We start from the raw sequence: 21,675 nt of genomic DNA, 5'->3' as shown, positions 1-21,675 counted from the left end.
CCTAGTCGAACCGGATCACCGCTGGTGGCGGCTTCGCGCCCGCCGTTGTTGGGACCGGTAGGCGCGCGGTCCGCACGACGCTTCCCCCACGACCACCGAACGGGGGAGACCGATGTACGAGACACCGCCGCAGTACCCGCCGGCGATGCCCTACGAGACGCCGACGCGACGCCTCCGCTTCGTCCTGCCGCTGCGGCTGTTGCTGCTGCCCCTGGTCCTGTTCGCGGCGCTGTTCTTCGGCGGGTCCTACGCGATCGCACCGGAACCGGACGTCGAGGTGCAGCCGGGTTTCGCGTTCGCCGAGATCGACGGGCGGGACGTGGTGCTGGCCCCGTACGAGCGGCACGGCGCGCGCGGGATGTTCCAGTTGCTGACCCAGGACCTGTTCCAGGTGCGGCTCGCGGCCACCGACCCGGCCACCGGCGACGTGCTGTGGGACACCCAGCTGTCCGACGAGCTGGTCTGGGAGGCGTCCGTGCTGGCCGCCGGGCAGCGGTACGCCTACCTGGCCACCGACTCCGGGCTGGTCGTGATCGACCTGGCGGACGGTTCGGTGGTCGCCGAGGGCGCGGGCGTACAAGGGCTGGGCGACGCGTACGCCGCGGTGCGCACGGCCTACGCCTACGACTCGGACCACCGCCGCGTCATGGCCATGAACGCCACCGGAGGGGTGGTGGCGATCGGGCTGGACGAGGCGGTGGCCGTGCCGGTCGACGCGCCGACGGCCGCGGCCTGGGCGGGACGCCTGTCCGTCGAGCGCGGTCCCGGCGCGCCGACCAGCGCGACCGGTGTCGAGGCCGTCCTCGGCACCGGGGCCGAGCGGGTCGCGCTGCGCCGGGCGCCGGGCGGCGCGCCGGGGAGCGTGCTGGTCCGCGTCACGGCCGACGGCCGGGACCTCCCGGTCGGCGCGACCGTCTTCCACGACGCCCGGCTGGTGGTGGACGGCGTGACCGCGGTCCCCGCCGCCACCGGGCACGTGCTGGTCGAGCACCAGCGCTCGGTGAACGACACCGGCCTCGCGCTCAGCCTGGTCTCCCTGGCCACCGGGCAGGTCACCGCCACGTTGGCGGTCGACGCCCGGGTGGAGCGCGCCCTCGTCGGCCCGGACGGCGTCGCGGCGATCGCGGCGGGCGAAGTGCTCGCCGCGGCCCGCGGCGACGGCCGGGTGGTGCCCCTGGACGTCGGCCTCGCCGGCTTCTTCAGCGCACCCCGCTGACCCCCGTCCGACACGCTGGAAGGACCTCACATGAAGATCGTCAACTGGCTCGTCCTGGCCGCCGGGCTCGCCCTCACCGCCGCGTGGGTCGCGGGCGGGCTGGCGGGCGACGACGCGTTCGCCTGGCTGAACGGCCTGCTGGTCGGCCCGGCCATCCTGCTGTTCGTCGTGCCGACCCTGTTCTCGGCGGGCCGGCTGCCGGGCGGCGGCCTCGCGGCCCTGACCGGCGGCGTCCCCAAGGAGTTCCGGGGCGCGCCGATCGGCATGGGCACCGTCGTCGGGGTCGCGCGGACCGGCCTCTCCGTGAACGACCAGCCGCAGCTCGACATCCGGCTGGAGGTGGACACCGCGGACGGCCGCACGTTCCCGGCCACCGCGCGCCAGGTCGTGGACCTCACCGACCTGGCGCTGGTGCGGCCGGGGGCGATCCTGCCGGTGCGCCACCTGCCCGACGGGCGCGCCGTGCTCGCGACCGACGCCCCGCCGCACGAGCTGCAGGCCGCCCTCGACCGCGTGCACGTGGCCAAGGGGTACCTGACACCGCACCAGCTCCGGATCACCGAGGAGGGCGTCGACACCCGCGCGGTCGTGCTCGACATGACGCCGACCGGGCAGCTGCCGGACGGCCGCACGGCGCTGCGGCTCACGCTGCGGGTGAGCCGGCCGGACGGGACCACGTTCGACGTCACGCAGGACAAGAAGCTCCCGCCCGTGTCGATCCCGCAGGTCCAGCCGGGGATGGTGGTCCGGGCGATGTACCTGCCCGACGACGAGTCGGACGTCGCGGTGCTCACCAAGGCGATGCCGTAACGGCCGCGACGCGACGCGGGGAGGGGTCGGGGTGCCCGAACGTGGACCGGCGGGCAGGGCACAATGGCTCGCTGTGAGCACAGCCATTCACCAGAGGATCGCCGACGAGCTGGGGGTGCGGGCCGGCCAGGTCAGCGCCGCGGTCGACCTGCTCGACGGCGGTTCCACCGTCCCCTTCATCGCCCGGTACCGCAAGGAAGCGACCGGCGCGCTCGACGACGCCCAGCTGCGCACGCTGGAGGAGCGGCTCGGCTACCTGCGCGAGCTGGAGGACCGTCGGGCGGCTGTGCTCGAGTCCATCCGGTCGCAGGGCAAGCTGGACGAGGCGCTGGAGGCGTCGATCCTGGCCGCCGACTCCAAGGCCCGGCTGGAGGACCTCTACCTGCCCTACAAGCCGAAGCGGCGCACCAAGGCGCAGATCGCCCGCGAGCAGGGCCTCGAACCGCTCGCCGACGGCCTGCTGGCCGACCCCGGGCAGGACCCGCAGGAGGCGGCCAAGGCGTACGTGACCGAGGAGGTCGCCGACGTCGCCGCCGCGTTGCAGGGCGCGCGGGCGATCCTGGTCGAGCGGTTCGGCGAGGACGGCGACCTCATCGGCGAGCTGCGGGAACGCATGTGGGGCCAGGGCCGGCTGGTGTCCAAGGTGCGGGAGGGCAAGGAGGAGGACGGCGCGAAGTTCGCCGACTACTTCGACTTCTCCGAGCCGTTCACCAAGCTGCCCTCGCACCGCATCCTCGCGTTGCTGCGCGGCGAGAAGGAGGAGGTGCTCGACCTCCAGTTCGACCCGGCCGACGAGGACGAGCCCACCGGCTACGAGGCGCGCATCGCGTCCCGGTTCGGGGTGGACGACCGCGGCCGGCCCGCCGACCGGTGGCTGGGCGACACCGTGCGCTGGGCGTGGCGGACCCGCATCCTCGTGCACCTGGGCATCGACCTGCGGTCGCGGCTGCGGGCGTTCGCCGAGGACGAGGCCGTGAAGGTGTTCGCGTCGAACCTGCGCGACCTGCTGCTGGCCGCGCCCGCCGGCACGCGCGCCACGATGGGCCTGGACCCCGGCTTCCGCACCGGGGTGAAGGTGGCCGTGGTCGACGCGACGGGCAAAGTCGTCGCCACGGACACCGTCTACCCGCACGTGCCGGCGAACCGGTGGGACGAGGCGCTGGCCAAGCTCGCCGCGCTGGCGCGGCAGCACCGGGTCGAGCTGATCGCGATCGGCAACGGCACCGCGTCGCGGGAGACCGACAAGCTGGCCGCCGACCTGGTCAAGCGCCACCCGGACCTGAAGCTGACCAAGGTCGTGGTGTCGGAGGCGGGCGCGTCGGTGTACTCGGCGTCGGCGTTCGCCTCGGCCGAGCTGCCGGGGCTGGACGTGTCGCTGCGCGGCGCGGTGTCCATCGCCCGCCGGTTGCAGGACCCGCTGGCCGAGCTGGTGAAGATCGACCCGAAGTCGATCGGCGTGGGCCAGTACCAGCACGACCTGTCCGAGGCGAAGCTGTCCCGCTCGCTGGACGCGGTGGTCGAGGACTGCGTGAACGCGGTCGGCGTCGACCTGAACACGGCGTCGGTGCCGCTGCTGACGCGGGTCTCCGGCATCACCGCCGGGCTGGCGGAGAACATCGTGCAGCACCGCGACACCAACGGGCCGTTCCGCTCGCGGCGGGCGTTGAAGGACGTGCCGCGGCTCGGCCCGAAGGCGTTCGAGCAGTGCGCGGGCTTCCTGCGCATCCCCAACGGCGACGACCCGCTCGACGCCTCCGCCGTGCACCCCGAGGCGTACCCGGTGGTGCGGCGGATGCAGGAGCGCGCGGGCGCGGAGCAGCTGATCGGCAACACCGCGGTGCTGAAGTCGCTGCGACCGCAGGACTTCGTGGACGACACGTTCGGCCTGCCGACCGTCACCGACATCCTGCGGGAGCTGGAGAAGCCGGGGCGCGACCCGCGGCCCGCGTTCAAGACCGCCACGTTCGCCGACGGGGTGGAGAAGATCGCCGACCTCAAGCCCGGCATGGTGCTGGAGGGCGTGGTGACGAACGTGGCCGCGTTCGGCGCGTTCGTGGACATCGGCGTGCACCAGGACGGGCTCGTGCACATCTCGGCGCTGTCCAACACCTACGTGAAGGACCCGCGGGACGTGGTGAAGTCCGGCGACGTGGTCCGGGTGAAGGTGCTGGAGGTCGACATCCCGCGCAAGCGGATCGGGTTGACGCTGCGGCTGGAGGACGAGCCGGGCCGCAAGCCGCCGCGCGAGCAGCAGCGCGACGGCCAGCGCGGTCAGCGCGGCGGGCAGCGCGGTGGCGGCGGCGGTCGGCCCCGCCAGCAGGAGCGGCCGCCGGCGAACGGGGCGATGGCCGAGGCGCTGCGGCGCGCGGGGCTTGGCGGCGGCCGATAGGGGTACCCGCCTGGCCATGAGGGTCGTCGTCACGGGTGCCAGCGGCAGCGTGGGGACGGCCCTGCGCCGGGTGCTCGCGGACGCGGGCGACACGGTGGTCGGCATCGCGCGGCGCATCCCGGCCGCTTCACCTGACTGGGTGAGTTGCGACCTGGGCGCGCCGGCCGCCGAGGTGGTGCTGGCGCGGGCGTTCGAGGGTGCGGACGCGGTGGTGCACCTGGCGTGGGCGATCCAGCCCACGCCGGGTGAGCCCGACATGCGGCGGACCAACATCACGGGGAGCACGCACGTGCTGCGCGCGGCCGGGCGTGCCGGGGTGCCGCACGTGGTGGTGGCGTCCTCGGTGGCGGCCTACACGCCCACGTCCGGCCCGGTGGACGAGGGCTGGCCGTGCGGCGGGGTGCCGGGCAGCGCGTACAGCAGGCAGAAGGCCGAGCTGGAGCGGCTGCTGATCGGGCGGGACGGCGTGGCGGTGGTGCGGCCCTGCGCGGTCGTGCAGCCCGACGCGGGGGCCGAGGTCGACCGGTGGGTGCTCGGGCCGTTCCTGCCCGGACGGCTGCTGGGGCGGCCGTGGCTGCCGGTGCCGCTGTGGCCGGGGTTGACGGCGCAGGTCGTGCACGCGGAGGACGTGGCGCGGGCGATCCGGGTGATCCTCGCCCACCGGGCGACGGGTCCGTTCAACGTCGCCGCCGACCCGCCGCTGGGCGCGCGCGAGCTGGCGTCGGTGTTCGGCGGGTTCCTGGTGCCGGTGCCGTTCGCGGTGCTCCTGGCGCTGGCGTGGCCGACGTGGCGGGTGGGCGTGCAGCCGGCGCACCCCGGCTGGCTGCGGCTGGCCGCCCGCGCGCCCCTGGTGGACTGCACCCGGGTCCGGGCGTTGGGGTGGGAGCCGCGGCACCCGCCCGCGGCGGCGTTGTCGGAGTTCGTGGCGGCGGTCGCCGAGGGACGCGGGACGTGGGGGCCGCTCGCACCGCGCGGCGCCGTGCGGTGGCCCCGTCTCGGGCGGCCGGCGCACCAGAGTCAGGGAGACGTGCGGTGAGCGATGTCGTGGACGCCGTGGTCATCGGGTCCGGCCCGAACGGGCTGGTGGCGGCAAACCTGCTGGCCGACGCCGGGTGGGACGTGCTGGTGCTGGAGGCGGCCGACGAGCCCGGCGGCGCGGTGCGGACGGCGGAGCTGACCGAGCCGGGGTTCCGGCACGACCTGTTCAGCGCGTTCTACCCGCTGGGGGCGGCGTCGCCGGTGATCGCCGGGCTGGGGCTGGAGCGGCACGGGTTGCGGTGGCGGCGGGCCCCGGAGGTGCTGGCGCACGTGCTGCCGGACGACCGGGCCGTGGTGCTGTCGCAGGACGTGGACCGGACCGCCGCGTCGGTGGAGGCGTTCGGGGCGGGCGACGGCGACGCGTGGCGGGCGGAGTTCGCGCGGTGGCTGCGGGTGCGGTCGTCGTTGGTGGAGGCGTTGATGCGGCCGTTCCCGCCGGTGCGGGCCGGTGCGGGGTTGCTGGGCGCGTTGGGGCCGGGCGAGGCGTTGCGGTTCGCGCGGTCGTTCGTGCAGTCGGTGCGGGCGTTCGGGAACGAGCGGTTCGCCGGCGAGGGCGCGTCGCTGCTGATGGCGGGCAACGCGATGCACACCGACCTCGGGCCGGACCAGGCGGGCGGTGCGGCGTTCGGGTGGCTGCTGTCGATGCTGGGGCAGGACGTCGGGTACCCGGTGCCGGAGGGCGGTGCGGGCGCGTTGACGCGGGCGTTGGTGCGGCGGCTCGGCGGGGTCGTGGAGTGCGGGCGGCCGGTCGAGCGGGTGGTGGTGGCCGGTGGGCGCGCGCTCGGGGTGCGTGACGCGGAAGGCGGGTACGTGCGGGCGCGGAAGGCGGTGCTGGCGGACGTGCCGGCGCCGGCGTTGTACCTGGGGTTGGTGGGGGCGGAGCACCTGCCGGCGCGGTTGGTGTCCGACCTGGACGCGTTCGAGTGGGACGACGCGACGGTCAAGGTGGACTGGGCGTTGGACGGGCCCGTGCCGTGGACGGCGGAGGGGGCGCGGTCGGCGGGGACCGTCCACTTGGGAGGCGACTTCAACGGGTTGGCGATGACCAGCACGGAGATCGCGTGCGGTCGGGTGCCGGGGACGCCGTTCGTGATCATGGGGCAGATGACGACGGCCGACCCGACGCGGTCGCCGGCGGGGACGGAGACGGCGTGGGCGTACACGCACGTGCCGCGGGGTGAGCGGTGGCCGGAGGACCGGTTGCAACGGCGTGCGGACGAGGTGGAGGCGTTGGTGGAGCGGCACGCGCCGGGGTTCCGGTCGCTGATCCGGGGGCGGTTCGTGCAGGGGCCGGGTGAGCTGGAGGCGCGCAACCCCAGCCTGGTCGGCGGGTCGATCAACTCGGGCACGGCGGCGATCCACCAGCAGTTGGTGTTCCGGCCCGTGCCGGGTCTGGGGCGTGCGGACACGCCGGTCGACCGCCTGTACCTGACGTCCGGTTCGGCCCACCCCGGCGGCGGCGTGCACGGCGCGGCCGGCGCGAACGCCGCCCGTGCCGCCCTGTCCCGCAACGCCCTGACCGGCGACGCCTACCGCCTCCTCCTCCACACCCTGCACCGCTCCCTCTACTAACCCGCGTGTCCTACGTCCAGAACGCGCGTGTCCTACGTTCAGAACGCGCGTGTCCTACGTTCAGAACAGCCGAGTTGAGCGTTCAGGGCAGGCGGCGTGTTCTGAGCGTTCAACACACGTGTTCCCAACGTAGGACACGCGCGTTCCCAACGTAGGACACGCGCGTTCCAGAGGTAGGACACGCGGGGTCAGGGGTTGGGGTTGCGGGCGGCTTGGTCGGCCAGGCGGCGCAGGGTTTCGCGGTTGCGGGGGATCAGGTAGACGGACTGGGCCGGTTCGGGGAGCAGGGAGAGCGGGCCCTTGACGGCCTCCTCCAGCATGGTGACCTCGCAGCCCGTCGGGGTGGGGGCCAGCTCGAACCGGATGCGCGCGGCCCCGAACGGCCACAGGCGCGCTTCCAGCTCCAGCATCCGGGGCGGGTCCACGTCCAGCACCGTGGTCACGTCCTTCACCGCCAACGGCCACGCGCCCACGCTGTGGTGGATGCGGGTGCCGGTGCCCGGCCAGCCCGCGTCGACCTCGCGGATGTGCGCCGCGCCGACCACCCAGCCCGCGTACGACCAGCCGTCGGCCAGCACCGCGAACACCCGCTCCACCGACGTGGGCACCGCCCAGCGCACCTCGATCATGCGCCTCGGATTCCCCGCGCACGCCGGCGGAAACTCCCCGCCGGGGCTACTTGGCGCGCGTGCCCTTGAGCTTGACCAGGTCGGACTCGAACAGGTCCGCGACGACCGCCAACCCGCCCGCCGTCGCCGGGTCCGGCGTCGCGATGAAGGACTTGGTCGCGGACGGCCTGCCCACGAGCGAGAACCGCAGCTGCCCGGTCAGGCCCCGGGTGTCCACCTGGTTCGTGTCCTGGAACGCCCGCAGCACGCCGTCACGCGTCAGGTCACGCTCCGCGCACGCCTTCTCCAGCACCGCCGCGAACGCCACGCCGATCACGTACCCGTGGTCCACCGACCCGGTCGGCTCCACGTCCGGGAACTCGCGCGTGAACGCCTCGGCCACCGCCCGCGGCCCCGGCTGGTCCGTGGCGAACGGCGCGATCGGCGATACGACCCGCAGCCGGGCCACCGCGGCCGCCGCCGCGGGCGACTTGAGGATCAACGGGTCGTAACCCACCGCGTTGACCAGGAACGGCACGTCCCAGCCCAGCCGCTCGGCGGTGACGACGGCCGTCGCGGTCTGCTGCGGCGACGTGCTGAGGAACACCGCCTTCGCCCCCGCCGCGCGCAGCTCGCCCACCTGCGCGGCCACGTCCGCCGTCTCCGGCACGGCCTTCGCGACGAGGTCCATGCCCCACTGCCCGGCGGCGAACGCGCTGCCCTCCAGGGCGTTGCGGCCGTAGTCGCTGTCGACGTGGACGTGCCCGATCGTGTCGCCCTCGCGGATCAGCCCGGACCGCTTCAGGTGGTCCAGGCCGTTGATCACGTCGAGGTCGTACGTGGTGCCGACGATCATCATGTGCGGGTTGCCGAGCAGGCTCGCCGACCACGACGCGGGCGCGGCGACGGCGCGGGTCTGCATCAGGTCCGGCTCGATGGCCTCGGTCATCGGCGCGCCGGTGACGTCCATGAACCCGAGCACCTGCGGCTCCAGCTCGAAGTACGCGTCCAGCGCCCGGTTCACGTCGTACCCGTGGTCGGCCTGCTTCAGCTCGACCTTGCGCCCGCAGATGCCGCCGCGCTCGTTCAGCTCGCCCAGGAACAGCTCGTAGCCCTTGATCCGGACGAGCGACGTGGCCGAGAACGGTCCGGTCATGTCCGTGAGCACGCCCAGGGAGATGGTGTCGTCGGTGACGCCGGGCCCGGTCTTGACCGGCGTCTCCTCCGCGGCCCCGCACGCGGTCGCGGCCAGCAGGGCGAGCACGGCCGATCCGACGACGAAGTTGCGCACCAACGGGACTCCCACCGCGCTCAGGTTACCGACGGGTAAGGAGTATTGACAGGCATCACCCGGATCGCCTAATCATGTGACATACCGCACGGTCGGTGAGCATTTCGGTCGCACTTCCGCTCCGCGCCGCCGGCGATTGCCACCCGTTCAGATCAACATTCACGGCCGATGCGACCCGGGGTGGACCGACGGCCGGCGGGGTGCCCCCGCCGAACGATTCGGGTTCTAATACTGGGGCCGGTCGAGACCCCCGCCCGCAACCGGAACCGCCTGGAGAGCGCATGACGCCACCGCGAACCAGCTCCCCCGTCCTGGTGGGTCGGGGCGACGAGCTGGCCGCGGTGCTGGACGCGGTGGCCGCGCAGCCGTCGGTGGTGCTCGTGGCGGGCGAGGCCGGGGTGGGCAAGAGCCGGTTGGTGCGCGAGCTGCTCGGCCGGGCGGAGCTGCGGCCGCTGCGCGTGCTCACCGGGTTCTGCCAGCCGCTGCGCGAGCCGTTCCCGTACGGCGCGGTGCTCGACGCGTTGCGGAACGTGGGCGATTACCTCGGTCGGGCGTCACTGAGCCCTGTGACCGGTGTGTTGCGACCGTTGCTGCCCGAACTCGCCGGGCGCCTGCCCGAGCCGCCCGAGCGCCCGGACGACCCGCGCCACGAACGGCACCACCTGTTCCGCGCGGTGCGCGAGCTGCTGTCCGCCCTCGGCCCGGTGCTGCTGGTGGTCGAGGACCTGCACTGGGCCGACGACGGGTGCCGCCACCTGCTGCGCTTCCTGATGGCCGACCCGCCGCCGAACCTGACCACCCTGGTCACCTACCGCCGTGAGGACGCGCCCGGCGGGATGCCGCTGGGCAGCGCGTACCGGCCGCCCGCCGGGGTGGCGTCGGCGCTGGTCGAGCTGGGCCCGCTGGACGTGCACCAGGTGCACGACCTCACCGCCGCGATCCTCGGCGTGGAGGCGGTGCCCGCCGGGTTCGCCGCCCGCCTGCACGAGCGCACGGCCGGCATCCCGTTCGTGGTCGAGGAGGTGCTGCGGGCCGTGCGCGCCCCGGACTGGCGGCTGCTGGACGCGGTCGGCGTGCCCGCGCTGCTGCGCGACGCGATGGCCGAACGCCTGGCCCGGCTGCCCGCCACGGGCCGGCGCATCGCCCAGGCCGCCGCCGTGCTCGGCGTGCCCGCCACCGAACGGCTCCTCGCGGACGTGGGGGCCGTCGCCCCGGACCGGGCCCGGGCCGCGCTCACCCACGCCCTGCACAGCGGCGTGCTGCACGAGACCGCCGACGTGCGCTACGGCTTCCGGCACTCGCTCGCCCAGCAGGCCGTCTACGACACGCTCACCGGTCCCGAACGGCAACGCCTGCACCTGCGCGCCCTGCACGCCCTCGAACACGCCTCCCCGCGCCCGCACCGGCAGTTGGCCGAGCACAGCCGGCGCGCCGGGCTGGCGGCGGACTGGCTGCGGCACGGCGAGGCCGCCGCCGACCGGGCCTTGGAGGTCGGCGACCCGGCCACCGCCACCCACCTCTACCGGCGGCTGCTGGACGAGGCGTCGCTCACGCCCGCCGACGTGGACCGGCTCGCGGTGAAGCTCGGGCAGGTCGCCCGCGGCGGGCTGGACCAGCGCGACCCCCGTGCCACGCTGGAACGCCTGCTCGACGACCGGCGGCTGTCCACCGCCGCGCGCGGCGAGGTGCGGCTCAACCTCGGGTTCCTGCTGATCCGGCAGTTCGACGGCCCGCAGCACGCCCGGGAGGTCGTCGAGCGCGCCATCGGCGAGCTGGCCGACCGCCCGGACCTGGCGATGCGGGCGCGGGCCGTGCTGGCCCAGCCGTACTTCGGCGGCACGCCGCTGGCCGAGCACCTGCGGTGGCTGCGCGAGGTGGAGGCGTTCATCGGCTCGTGCGCGGACGAGGAGACGCGGTACGCGCTGCTGGCCAACCAGCTCGGCTCGCGGATGTCGATCGGCGACCACACCGTGATGGCGGAGCTGGACCGGCTGCCCGACACGGCGGCGGACGTGACCGTGCGGCGGCACCTGGCGCGGGCGCACTGCAACCTGGCCGACGCGTTCGCCCTGGTCGGGCACTTCGACCTGGCCCGCGACTTCCTCGACCGGGGCCTGCGCCTCACGGTCGGCGCGGGCGTGCCGTTCACCGAGGGCACCGGCCAGTCCACCCGCATCCACCTCGACTGGTACCGCGGGGACTGGGCGACGCTCGCCGACCGGGGCGCGCGGCTGCTGGAGGAGTACCGCGAGATGCTGCCCGTCGCCGGGGAGATCGACCTGGTGCTGGGGTGCCTGGCGGTGGCGCGGGGCGACTGGGCCGCGGCCGAGCGGCACCTGGGTGCGTGCGGGGTGCGGTCGGTGGAGAACGCGATCACGCCGGTGGCACTGGGCGGGTTCGCCGCGTCGGCGCGGCTGTGGCTGGAACGCGGCGACCCGGCGCGGGCGTGCGCCGAGGCGGACCGCGGGCTGGACCTCGCCCGGCGCAAGGGCGTGTGGGCGTGGCTGGGCGAGCTGGCCCCGGCGGCGGTGGACGCGTTCTGCGCGGCCGGGCGGGTGGCGGACGCGGTCCGGCTGGTGGCGGAGTTCGACGCCGGGCTGGCCGACCGGGACGCGCCGCTCGCGCACGTGGCGCTGAAGACGTGCCGGGCCTCGCTCGCGCTGCACGAAGGTCGGGACGACGCGGCGGCGCTGCTGGAGGACGCGCGCCGGGCGGCCGACGGGCTGGGGTTGCGGTACTACTCGGCGCGGCTGTCGGAGCGGATCGCGGTGCTGGCGCTGGAGCGCGGTGACGGGACCGCGGCAGCCGCGCTGGGCGAGGTGGCGGCGCGGTTCGACGCGCTGGGCGCGAGCCGGGACGCGGCGCGGTGCCGGCACGCGGTGCGCGGCGCGGGCGTGGCGACGCCGTCACGGCGCGGTCGGCGCGGCTACGGCAACGCGTTGTCGCCGCGCGAGCGGGACGTGGCGCGGCTGGTCGCGCAGGGCCGGACGAACCGCGAGATCGCCGAGGTGCTGTTCCTGTCGCCACGCACGGTGGAGCAGCACGTGGCGCGGGCGTTGCGCAAGCTCGGCGTGGCGTCGAGGGCCGACCTGGTGGTCTGAGCACGGGAACGCCGCGAGGGTGGCGGGGGTGTCCCGCCGTTCCTCGCGGCGTCGCGTCAGACCGGTACGTCCGCTACAGGTACGAGCGCTGGCCCCACGGCATCGCCGCGGCGAGCTGCGCCCGCCGGCCGATGTCGAGCTTGCGGTAGATGCGGGTGATGTGGAGTTCGACGGCCCGGGTCGACACCGAGAAGTGCTCGGCGATCTGGCGGTTCGTCATCCCCTCCAACATCATCAGGGCGATCCGGTGCTCGTGCGGCGTCAGCGGCTCGCGCGAGCGCGCCTCGGCGCTCTGCCCGTCGCGCGGCCGGACCATGCCCGGCACGCGCTCACCTTCCGGCACACCCAGCAGCACGTGCCACTGGCGTATGCGAACCTCGGCGATCGACTGCGATCGCACGTACGGGTCACCGCGCACCAGGTCCCGGGCCGCGGCGTCGTCGGGCACCTGCACGATCAGCAGCACGCCGGAACCGTCGGCCCACGGGCCGGTTCCGACGAGCACACCCTGCTCGGCGAGCGGACGCCAATATTCCCGGTGCGCGAGATGAATGGATCTCCGCACCTGGCGCGCATCACGAAATGTCAACTCAACGGCGAAAGCCACTGGACTGATCCCCATTTCATTCCGCGGCCGACTTTCGCCACATACTCAACTGGGGCGTTTATTAACTGTCAAGTGAGACACATCACAACAGGGATATGGGAACCCGATGGCCCTCATAGCCGCTTTTCGGAGCAGTGCTCCGCACAGCGGTCGTCGGCGGGCGCGAACACCTCACGGTAGCCGGGTCGGCCGCCCGACGCCCGCGCTTCGACCAGGTCAGTACGGGTGGCGCGGCGAATGGCCGCCGCCTCCAAATGAGACGACGGCCGCCACGACCCCCGCGAACAGGGCCGGGTCGGTCGGCACGCTCCGCCCGGGACCGCCCGGCGCGGCGGTCAAGGGGTTCGGGCTGAACGGTCCACGAACACAGTGGCAGATTTTCACCCGCGCTGGTCCATTCGGGCACGTGCTTTTCGGCATTCCGGACGCGTGTAGGGTGCACGCCCGTGGCAGCGCAACTCCTCCGCCTCGAGCGGGACGCGGCAGGGCTGGCCGTGCTCACGGTCGCCGCGCCCCCGCTGAACCTCTACACCGGCGAGTTGCAGGACCTGCTGGAGGCGGCGGTCGAGGACCTGGAGGAGCGGCCCGCGCGGGCGTTGCTGATCCGCTTCGAGGGCAAGGTCGTCAGCGGCGGCGTCGACGTGGCGCTGTTCGCCGCGCGGAAGACGCCCGCGCAGGCCAAGGCCCTGTTCGACCGGATGCTGGACCTGCCGGAGCGGGTGGCCGCGCTGCCGTTCCCGACCGTGTTCGCGGCCCACGGGCTGTGCCTGACCTGGGCGTTCGAGGTCGCGTTGGCGTGCGACGTGGTCCTGGCCGCGCAGCGGGCCAGGTTCGGGCTGGTGGAGAAGGTCATCGGGCTGACCCCGACCATGGGCGGCACGCAGCGGCTGGCCGCGCGGGCGGGCGTGGGGCGGGCCAAGGAGCTGGTGATGACCGGCGAGCGCTACGACGCGGCCACGCTGGAGCGGTGGGGCGTGGTGAACCGGGTGCTGCCCGACGAGGGGTTCGACGACGCGGCGCTGGAGTTCACGCTGGCGCTCGCGGCCGGGCCCACGGTGGCGCACGCGGCCACCAAGCGGGTGCTGGCGCACTTCGAGAGCGGCGGCGTGGCGGAGGCGAACGAGCACGTCGCGGCGATCGCGGCCGAGCTGTTCGACACCGAGGACCTGCGCGGCGCGGTGCGGTCGTTCCTGACCGACGGACCGGGCAAGGCGACGTTCAGCGGTCGCTGACCTTCGCGCGCGCCTCGGGGGCCGGTGGCGGTCGCCCTAGCGGGGGTCGTAGGCGGCGGAGCCGTACCAGGCCAGGGCGGAGCGCAGCTCGACCACGTCCCGGTCGCGGCGCTTGCGGTAGCGCTCGTGCGAGATCGGGTAGACCCGCAGGCCGCCCTGGTGCCGGGTGAAGCTGCCGCGGCCCAGGGTGTCCGGGGTCTTGGCGGCGGGCACCAGCCAGACCACGAGCCACGGGCGGGCGTGGTGGGCCTCGACCTTGACGCGGGCGATGGCGTACCACGGGAGGCGGTGCGAGCGGGCGCCGTTGGACAGCGTGATGCCGTCGGGGCCGACGTCGAGGGTGAGCGGCGAGCGGGCGACGCCGATCAGGAGCCGGACGCCGGCCAGCGCGAACGCCAGGAACGCGACGAACGCGGCCAGCCGCACCGCGCCCGGCGCGCCCGACGCCGAGTCCGCGACGGAGGCGGTGACGAGGGCGGCCACCACGTTCGCGCCGGCCCAGCTCAGGCCGACCGCGCGGGAGGTCTTGAAGCGGACGCCGGTGGGGCGGACGTCCTTGCGGTCGGGTTCGGCCGGGACCGGGTGGCGCGCGACCGCCGGGAGGTTCGTCGCCGCGGGGGCGACGAGGGTCGGCGGCTTGGGCGGCGGGTCGTCCACCAGCACGCGGGTCGGCGGCTTGGCGGGCAGCTTGCTCAGCTCGGTGTGCCGTTGCTCGACCATGGTCCGCACGCGCGGCGGCAGCCAGGACGGTTCGGCCGACGGCGGGCCGATCACCTCCAGCAGGCGCGCGGGCGTGGGGCGGTGCTCCGGTTCGCGGACCAGGCACGGCACGATCAGCGGCACCAGGCCCGGCGGCACGCGGGACAGGTCGGGCTCCTGGTGGACCACGCGGTAGACCAGCGCGGACGTGGCGCCCTCGCCGAACGGCCCGCCGCCGGTCGCGGCGTAGACCAGCACCGAGCCGAGCGCGAACACGTCGCTCTGGGCGGTGATCCGCCGGCCGACGACCTGCTCGGGCGAGAGGTAGCCGGGGGTGCCGAACACGATGCCGGCCTCGGTGAGCGCGGAGTGCTCCAGGGCGCGGGCGATGCCGAAGTCGATCACGCGCGGGCCGTCGTCGGCCAGCAGGACGTTCGACGGCTTGAGGTCGCGGTGGACCAGTCCCGCGCCGTGGATCGCGACCAGGGCCTCGGCCAGGCCGCCGGCGAGGCGGCGCACGGCGCGTTCGGGCAGCGGCCCGTGGTCCTGGACGGCCTGCTGGAGGCTCGGGCCGGGGATGTACTCGGTGGCCATCCACGGCCGGTCGGCGTCCGGGTCGGCGTCCACGACGGTGGCGGTCCAGAAGCCGCCGACCGCGCGTGCCATCTCGACCTCGCGGCGGAAGCGCTCGCGGAACTGCGGGTTGTCGGCCAGCTCGGCCCGCGCGACCTTGACCGCGATCGGCCGCCCGCCGCGTGACCGCGCCAGGTAGACCGACCCCATCGCGCCGCGGCCGAGGGCGGCGAGCAGCGTGTAGTCGCCGATCCGCGACGGGGCGTTCGGGGGCAGTGGCTGCACGACACCCACACTAGAGGGGCCGGCCGCCCCGGTCGGCCCGGACGGCGGGGTTCGCGGCGCAGGCCACAACCGCGCAACCTCGGGCGGGGTCGTGCAGTCGAGGGTGTCTCGGGACCGGGTCGGGCGTCCTGAGCGTTGAACTCAGAGGTCCCGGACGTACGACTCACGCGTCCTGAACGTACGACTCACGCGTCCTGAACGTACGACTCACGCGTCCTGAACGTACGACTCACGCGTCCTGAACGTAGGACACGCGGGTTCTGAACGTAGGACACGCGGGTTCTGAGCGTAGGACACGCGGGTTCTGGGCGTAGGACACGCGGGTTCTGGGCGTAGGACACGCGGGTTCTGGGCGTAGGACACACGCGTTCTGGAGGTTGGACACGCGGGTTTGGCGGGTGGGCTCACGTGGTGGTGAGGGTGAGGAGGGTTCGGGTGCGGGATTGCCAGGAGTGGGGTTGGACGGAGGTGCGCAGCGCCCGGGGCGGGAGCAGGGGGCCGTCGGACAGGGTCCGGCGCAGGGCGTCGACGAACTCGGCGTGCGAGCGGGCGGCGCGGACGCGGTCGGTGTAGTGGGCCAGCTCGGCGAAGTCCGTGCTGACGACCGGAAGGCCCAGCGCCAGGTACTCCTTCAGCTTGATCGGGTTGGACCGCTTGATCCAGTCGTTGTCCTGCCACGGCATGATCGCCACGTCGAACGCCGAGCCGTAGGCCGGGATCAGGTCGTACGGGCGGAAGCCCAGCCAGTGCACGTTGGGGTACTTGTCGAAGCGCTCCATGGGGTGCGTCGCGTCGCCGATCAGCACCAGGGACGCGTCCGGCAGCTCGGCGGCGACGCGTTCCAGCAGGTCGAAGTCGACCACGAAGTCGTCCAGCGCGCCGAAGAAGCCGATCCGGGGGCCGGGGACGGCGCGGACGTCGTCCGGCCACTCGTGCTGCGGCCGCGCGGTGAAGTGGTCGACGTCCACGCCGTGGTCGAGGAAGTAGGCGCGGGAACCGGTGCGCGCCCGCTCCTCCTCCATCAACGCGTGGCTGACGTACACCACGTGGTCGGCGTGGTCCAGGAGCTGGTTCTCCAGCGCCTCGATGGACGCGCGGTCGGCCTCGGGGAAGTCGGAGTGCCGGTCGGAGCGGTTGAACACCAGGCGGTGCCGGCGCATCGGCGCGACGACGTCCCACGCGGTCGGGATGGTGACCATGATCACCGGCGTGCGCAGGCCCAGCGCCAGGGCGACCGCGCGCACCTGGACCCGGACGAGCACGGCGTTGACCTTGCGCAGCAGCGGCGAGCCGTAGAACGGCAGCGGCAACGGCGACATCACGTAGAAGTCCGGCAGCGGCCGGCGCACGAACTTGGCCACGCTGCGCAGCTTGCGCAGGATCCGCCGGGACACGTGCGTGCTGTTGCCCCGGGTGGGCATCCGCATGCCGATGCTGTTGACCACCAGCACCCGGCGGTGCGCGGCCATCGACCGCATGAGCTGGAAGTCCGAGTGCGCCCGGTTGTGGTACCACCAGTCCTGCGCGGAGAAGCACACCCAGCCGGGCTCCGCGCCCGCGCCGGGGCGCTGCGGCCACCGCCGCCAGCGCAGCAGGTCGCCGACGGCACGGCGGTGCTTGGCCCCGCGCGGCAGGCGCAGCAGCTCGTTCAGCAGCACGGCCCACCACATCGCGAACGCCGCCAACCGACCGTTGCGCTCGCGCACCATCCGCACCCGGTTCGTGGTGGCCATCGACCACAGCACCGGCGACGTCGACTGCTCGCCGCCGAGGTGCACGGCCCGCGCGCGCGGCTCGTAGCGCACGGCGTGCCCGCGCCGGCCCGCACGCAGCATGTACTCGGTCTCCTCCGAGTACAGGAAGTACCGCTCCTCCAGCACGCCCGTCGCCTCGCGCGCCTCGCGGGAGATCAGCCAGGCCGCGCCGGTCGCCCAGTCCGCCGTCCCGGCCGTCTCGTACCGGATCGGGTCGACCACCAGCTCGCCGAGGGCGGCGGACCGGCCCGCGCGCGGGCCGCCGAGGATCGCCTCCCCCAACGCGCGCAACGGGTTCGGCGCGCGGCGCAAGGACAGCTGCGGCGCGCCGTCGGGACCGGTCAGCCGGGGCACGGCGATGCCGGTGCCGGGCAGGGACAGCGCGGCGCGCAGCAGCGCGACGGCGTCCGGGTCGAGCCGGACGTCGGGGTTGAGCACCAGCACGTCGCAGTCGGGCGCGGCGGCGAACCCGGCGTTGACGCCCGCCGCGAACCCGTCGTTGGCGGTCCGCGCCACGACCTGCGCGTGCGGGGCGACGCGGGCGACGATCGCCACCGTGTCGTCGGTGGAGGCGTTGTCCACGACCACGACCCGGCTGTCCGGGATGGACGCCAGGGCCGCGTCCACGGACCTGAGGCAGTCCTCGACGACCTCCGCGCTCTGGTAGGTCACGACGACGACGGCAAGCGGCACTTCTACTCCCCGATCCGGGCGCCGGCGGTGGTCTGGTCGCCGGCGGTCCCGGCGGTGGTGCGGCGGAGGCGGGTGCGCAGTGCGCCGCCCAGCAGGCGGAAGGCGAAGGGCAGGTCGTCGCGCAGGTAGCGCTTGGCCAGGCGGCGCGGTTCGAGGGCGAGGCGGTGCAGCCACTCCGCGCCCATCTTCTGCACCACGCCCGAGGCCCGCTTGAACTCGCCCGCGGCCATCGGGATGCCCGCGCCGCAGCCCAGGAACCACGCCCGCGGCAGCTCCGCGCGCAGCAGCCGGATCAGGCGTTCCTGCTTGGGGAAGCCGAGCCCGACCAGCACCAGGTCCGGCTCGGCCCGCACCACCCTGGCCACCGTCGCGGCGGTCGCCCCCGGATCGGCGTCGAAGCCGAACGGCGGCGAGTCCGTGCCCGCGACCCGCAACCCCGGGTACCGGCCGGCCAGCACCTCGGCGGCCTTCTCCGGCACGCCCGGCTCGCCGCCGAGCAGGTACACCGAGCGGCCCTCGCGGGCGGCGGCCCCGGCCAGGGTGAACACGAGCGACGACCCGGTGACCCGTTCCGGCACGGGCACGCCCGCGAGCCGGCCCGCCCACACCACCGGCATGCCGTCGGCCACGACCAGTTCCGACTCGGCGATCAGCGCGGCCAGCTCGGGGCGACGGGTGGCGGCGCGCACGATGTCCACGTTGGCCGTGACGATCGCGCCGCCCTCGGCCCGCCGCCACGCGGCGGCGACGTGATCGGCGACACCGGACTCGCGGACGGACCACACGTCGACTGCGCCCACGCGGACGCGGGGCTGCGGGAGTTCCGGCATACCCGCGTCATCGGGTTCGGCGTGGTCCCCGTTACGACGGGGCCCGCACCGGTAACGGTCACCGCACGTGACCGATAACGGGGGCATGTACGTAGCGTCCGTCCGGCCGAGCGAGCGGGTCAGGGGCAAGGTGCCGGGCACGGTGGTCGCGCTCGGCGCGGTGAGCCTGCTGACCGACGTCTCCGCCGAGATGGTCACCGCGTTCATGCCGGTCTACCTGCTGTTCACGCTCAACATGGGCTACGCCCAGTTCGGCGTCCTGGACGGCCTCTACACGGGCGCGACGGCCGTGCTGCGGCTCGTCGGCGGGCACGTCTCGGACCGCACGCACCGGCACAAGGCGATCGCCGCGGTCGGTTACGGGCTGTCGGCGGTGACGAAGCTCATCTTCCCGGTCGTGGGCGCGTCGGCGTTCGGCATCGGCGCGGCCATGGCGGCCGACCGCGCGGGCAAGGGCCTGCGCACCGCGCCGCGGGACGCGTTGATCTCGCTGGCCACGCCGCCGGACCGGCTCGGCGCGGCGTTCGGGTTGCACCGCAGCATGGACACCGTCGGCGCGCTCCTCGGGCCGCTGGTGACGTTCCTGCTGCTGTACGGCATCGGCACGGTCGCGGGTCCGGTGTTCGTGGTGAGCGCGTGCTTCGCCGCGGTGGGGCTGATCGTGCTGGTGGCGTTCGTGCGGGAGAACCCGCGCCCGGTGCTCGCCGGGCCGCGCCCGTCGGTGCGGGCGGGCCTCGCGCTGCTGCGGGAGGCGGGCTACCGGCGGCTGGCGGTCGCGGCGGCCGTGCTCGGCCTCGCAACGCTCTCGGACGCGTTCGTGTTCATCCTGGTGCAGGACGCGACCGACGCGCCGCTGCACCTGCTGCCGCTGCTGCCGCTGGGCACGGCAATGGTGTTCCTCGTGGCCGCCGCGCCGGTCGGGCGGTTGGCGGACCGGGTCGGCCGGTGGCCGGTGTTCCTCGGCGGGCACGTGCTGTTGTTGGCGGTGTACGTGCTGCTGCTCGCACCCGGCACCGGCTACCTCGGCGTCGGCGCGGCACTGCTGCTGCACGGCCTGTTCTACGCCGCCACGGACGGCGTGCTGTCCGCGCGGGTGAGCGGTCTCGTGCCCGAGTCGCTGCGCGCGTCGGGGCTCGCGGTGGTGCAGACCGGGCAGGCGTTGGCGCGGCTGGTGTCGTCCGTGGCGTTCGGCTTCCTGCTCCAGTTCGCCGCGTTCGGCGCCGCGGTGTGGGCGGCGATCGGGTCGCTGGCGGTGGCGGTCGTGGTGGCCTGGCGGCTCAACGCTCAGCGGCCGTAGTACCGCTTCCTGGCCTTCAGCGCGAACCGGGCGACCAACACCGTCGCGGCGACCACGAACGCGACGTAGATCACCAGGCGGGAGCCGAGCTTCTCCGGCCGCACGTCCAGCAGGGCCCACCACATCAGGACGCCCAGGCTCGCGCCGGTCAACAGCGTGACCAGCACCGGGTGGCGGCCCGACCAGCGGTCGAGGCCGATGGCCCGACGCCGCGACCGCTCCGTCGGGAAGCTGCCGGGATCGGCGTCCTCGGCGAAGTCGATGTCCTTGTCGGAGTCGAAGCGCATGGCACTCCCCCGGGAGGTCGGTTCCGGTCCTCCCGGGAGGTGCCCCTCAGCCCCGCTCGCTACACGCGGTCAGAGCAGGCCGATCGCCCCGTGCGCCGCGGCACGGCCGTGGGTCGTGTCGCCCGCGTAGCTCGCCGTGTAGCCCCGGAGCAGGGTGGAGAGCCCCACCAGCAGCGGCACGTTCGCGTCGCACTGCGCCTTGCCCTGGGCGTTCGTGGTCGCGGTGCACAGCGGGTGGCCCTTGATCGTGCGGAACGCGATCGCCTTGCCCGCCACCGGCCGGCCCGTGTGCGACTCGGTGAGCGTGGCGTCCAGACCCCGCGCGGTGAAGCCGAGCAGGCGCAGCTGGAGCTGCCCGTACCCGGCCACGAGCCTGGTCGGCGCGGGCGGGACGGCGTGGATCGCGAGGCCCACCGGGTTCGCCCCCACCGGCACCGAGCCCACGACCGCCAGGCTCGCGGTGTCCACGATGGACACCGTGCCGCTGTTGTAGTTCGTCACGTACGCCTTCGCGCCGTCCGGGGTGAGCGCGACGCCGATCGGCCTGCTGCCGACCGGGATCTGCGCCACCGGCGTCAACGCGACGAGGTCCACCACGGACAGGCTGTGGGCCTCGCTGTTGGTCACGTACGCCCGCGCGCCGTCGGGCGAGATCGCCACGCCGTGCGGGATGAAGCTCACCGGCACCGTGCCGAGCACGGCGTTGGACCCGGTGTCCACCACGGCCACGTTGTTGGAGAACTTGTTGACCACCACGAGCTTCGCGCCGTCCGGCGTCACCGCCACCGCGGTCGGGGTGCTGCCGGTCGGGATGTCGGCGATCTCGGTGTTCGTCGCGGTGTCCACCACGGACACCGTGCCCGGACCCACGACGTCGTGCGCCACGTACAGCCGCGTGCCGTCCGGGGTGATCGCGATGCCGTCCGCGTTCGCGCCGACCGGGATCGTCTCGGTGGTCGTCAGCGTGGCCGCGTCCACCACGGAGACGGTGCCCGCCGCGTAGTTGGACACGTACACGTGCCCGCCGGAGGGCGACACCACGACACCGGCCGGCCCGTCGCCGACCGGCACCGCCGCGTCCACGGTGTTGGTCGGCGTGTCGATGACGGTCAGCGTGTCGTCGCGCACGTTCGTGACGTACCCGCGCGTGCCGTCGAACGCGACGCCGACGCCGTACGGCGAGTCGCCGGCCGAGTCGACGAGCGTCGTGGTGACCGCGTTCGTGGCGGTGTCCAGCACCGACACCCCGCCGCCGTTGTTGGCGACGTACCCGAGCACGCGGACCGGGTCCTGCGCCGCCGCCGTGCCGGGCGGCACGAGCAGCAGCGCCGCTCCCAACGCGACCACGCCGCACGTGGCCGGCGCCTTGCGAAATCGTCCGAGCAGCACTATC

The 21,675-nt window shown here is 74.3% G+C and carries 16 protein-coding genes; 8 read left to right on the top strand and 8 right to left on the bottom strand.

Features of this window, described 5'->3' with window-relative positions; all coding sequences use genetic code 11:
- Nucleotides 1-112: 112 nt before the first annotated feature.
- The 5 genes from ACWEFJ_RS22330 (at nucleotide 113) to ACWEFJ_RS22310 (ending at nucleotide 7,025) form a co-directional block, all read left to right on the top strand.
- Nucleotides 113-1,216 (top strand): PA2928 family protein, encoded by a 1,104-nt coding sequence (locus ACWEFJ_RS22330; protein ID WP_449714899.1) that lies wholly within the window; start codon nucleotides 113-115, stop codon nucleotides 1,214-1,216.
- A 30-nt stretch (nucleotides 1,217-1,246) separates the two neighbouring features.
- On the top strand, nucleotides 1,247-2,026 hold the full coding sequence (locus ACWEFJ_RS22325) for a hypothetical protein (RefSeq protein ID WP_449714898.1): 780 nt from the start codon (nucleotides 1,247-1,249) through the stop codon (nucleotides 2,024-2,026).
- A 73-nt stretch (nucleotides 2,027-2,099) separates the two neighbouring features.
- On the top strand, nucleotides 2,100-4,415 hold the full coding sequence (locus ACWEFJ_RS22320; RefSeq protein ID WP_378088007.1) for a Tex family protein: 2,316 nt from the start codon (nucleotides 2,100-2,102) through the stop codon (nucleotides 4,413-4,415).
- A gap of 16 nt (nucleotides 4,416-4,431) precedes the next feature.
- Nucleotides 4,432-5,451: an NAD-dependent epimerase/dehydratase family protein gene (locus ACWEFJ_RS22315; protein WP_449714897.1), complete on the top strand. Its 1,020-nt coding sequence runs from the start codon at nucleotides 4,432-4,434 to the stop codon at nucleotides 5,449-5,451.
- Nucleotides 5,448-7,025 (top strand): phytoene desaturase family protein, encoded by a 1,578-nt coding sequence (locus tag ACWEFJ_RS22310; protein ID WP_378088011.1) that lies wholly within the window; start codon nucleotides 5,448-5,450, stop codon nucleotides 7,023-7,025. Before ACWEFJ_RS22315 ends, ACWEFJ_RS22310 begins: the two co-directional genes overlap by 4 nt.
- 188 nt (nucleotides 7,026-7,213) lie before the next feature.
- Here ACWEFJ_RS22310 and ACWEFJ_RS22305 read toward each other — a convergent pair whose 3' ends face one another.
- Both ACWEFJ_RS22305 and ACWEFJ_RS22300 read right to left on the bottom strand, forming a co-directional pair.
- Nucleotides 7,214-7,654, bottom strand: coding sequence for an SRPBCC family protein (locus ACWEFJ_RS22305; RefSeq protein WP_378088013.1), 441 nt, complete (start codon nucleotides 7,652-7,654; stop codon nucleotides 7,214-7,216).
- A 46-nt stretch (nucleotides 7,655-7,700) separates the two neighbouring features.
- The gene (locus tag ACWEFJ_RS22300; RefSeq protein WP_378088015.1) at nucleotides 7,701-8,939 is read right to left on the bottom strand and encodes an ABC transporter substrate-binding protein; all 1,239 of its coding nucleotides are present in this window, start codon (nucleotides 8,937-8,939) and stop codon (nucleotides 7,701-7,703) included.
- A 266-nt stretch (nucleotides 8,940-9,205) separates the two neighbouring features.
- Here ACWEFJ_RS22300 and ACWEFJ_RS22295 point away from each other — a divergent pair, with 266 nt between their 5' ends.
- Nucleotides 9,206-12,025 carry an ATP-binding protein gene (locus ACWEFJ_RS22295; RefSeq protein WP_449714896.1) on the top strand — a complete coding sequence of 940 codons (2,820 nt, stop codon included), beginning with the start codon at nucleotides 9,206-9,208 and terminating at the stop codon, nucleotides 12,023-12,025.
- 73 nt (nucleotides 12,026-12,098) lie between these two features.
- Here the strand turns inward: ACWEFJ_RS22295 and ACWEFJ_RS22290 are convergent, their stop codons facing one another.
- A complete protein-coding gene (locus ACWEFJ_RS22290) occupies nucleotides 12,099-12,632 on the bottom strand; it encodes a LuxR C-terminal-related transcriptional regulator (protein ID WP_378088019.1) in 534 nt (177 codons plus the stop codon).
- Nucleotides 12,633-13,078: 446 nt separating this feature from the next.
- On the opposite strand from ACWEFJ_RS22290, the gene ACWEFJ_RS22285 reads away from it, so the two are divergent.
- Entirely contained in the window at nucleotides 13,079-13,864 is a 786-nt protein-coding gene (locus ACWEFJ_RS22285; protein ID WP_449714895.1) for an enoyl-CoA hydratase/isomerase family protein, read from the top strand.
- Between the two features lie 36 nt (nucleotides 13,865-13,900).
- On the opposite strand, the gene ACWEFJ_RS22280 is transcribed toward ACWEFJ_RS22285, so the two are convergent.
- The 3 genes from ACWEFJ_RS22280 to ACWEFJ_RS22270 all read right to left on the bottom strand — a co-directional run bounded on the left by ACWEFJ_RS22280 (nucleotide 13,901) and on the right by ACWEFJ_RS22270 (nucleotide 18,668).
- Entirely contained in the window at nucleotides 13,901-15,421 is a 1,521-nt protein-coding gene (locus tag ACWEFJ_RS22280) for a serine/threonine-protein kinase (RefSeq protein ID WP_378088023.1), read from the bottom strand.
- Between the two features lie 404 nt (nucleotides 15,422-15,825).
- Entirely contained in the window at nucleotides 15,826-17,868 is a 2,043-nt protein-coding gene (locus ACWEFJ_RS22275; RefSeq protein WP_449714894.1) for a glycosyltransferase, read from the bottom strand.
- Between the two features lie 2 nt (nucleotides 17,869-17,870).
- Entirely contained in the window at nucleotides 17,871-18,668 is a 798-nt protein-coding gene (locus ACWEFJ_RS22270) for a WecB/TagA/CpsF family glycosyltransferase (protein ID WP_449714893.1), read from the bottom strand.
- A 115-nt stretch (nucleotides 18,669-18,783) separates the two neighbouring features.
- Here ACWEFJ_RS22270 and ACWEFJ_RS22265 point away from each other — a divergent pair, with 115 nt between their 5' ends.
- Entirely contained in the window at nucleotides 18,784-19,995 is a 1,212-nt protein-coding gene (locus ACWEFJ_RS22265) for an MFS transporter (RefSeq protein ID WP_449714892.1), read from the top strand.
- Here ACWEFJ_RS22265 and ACWEFJ_RS22260 read toward each other — a convergent pair.
- Nucleotides 19,983-20,282, bottom strand: a complete 300-nt coding sequence (locus tag ACWEFJ_RS22260; RefSeq protein ID WP_449714891.1) for a hypothetical protein — start codon at nucleotides 20,280-20,282, stop codon at nucleotides 19,983-19,985. The genes ACWEFJ_RS22265 and ACWEFJ_RS22260 overlap by 13 nt on opposite strands.
- A 69-nt stretch (nucleotides 20,283-20,351) precedes the next feature.
- Complete coding sequence (locus ACWEFJ_RS22255) at nucleotides 20,352-21,671, bottom strand: cytochrome D1 domain-containing protein (protein ID WP_449714890.1); 1,320 nt, start codon at nucleotides 21,669-21,671, stop codon at nucleotides 20,352-20,354.
- Between the last annotated feature and the right edge of the window lie 4 nt (nucleotides 21,672-21,675).

This window comes from Actinosynnema sp. NPDC004786 (genome assembly GCF_053601135.1).
Note: the sequence above shows the minus strand (reverse complement) of the source record. Positions and strands in the feature narration are given on the sequence as shown.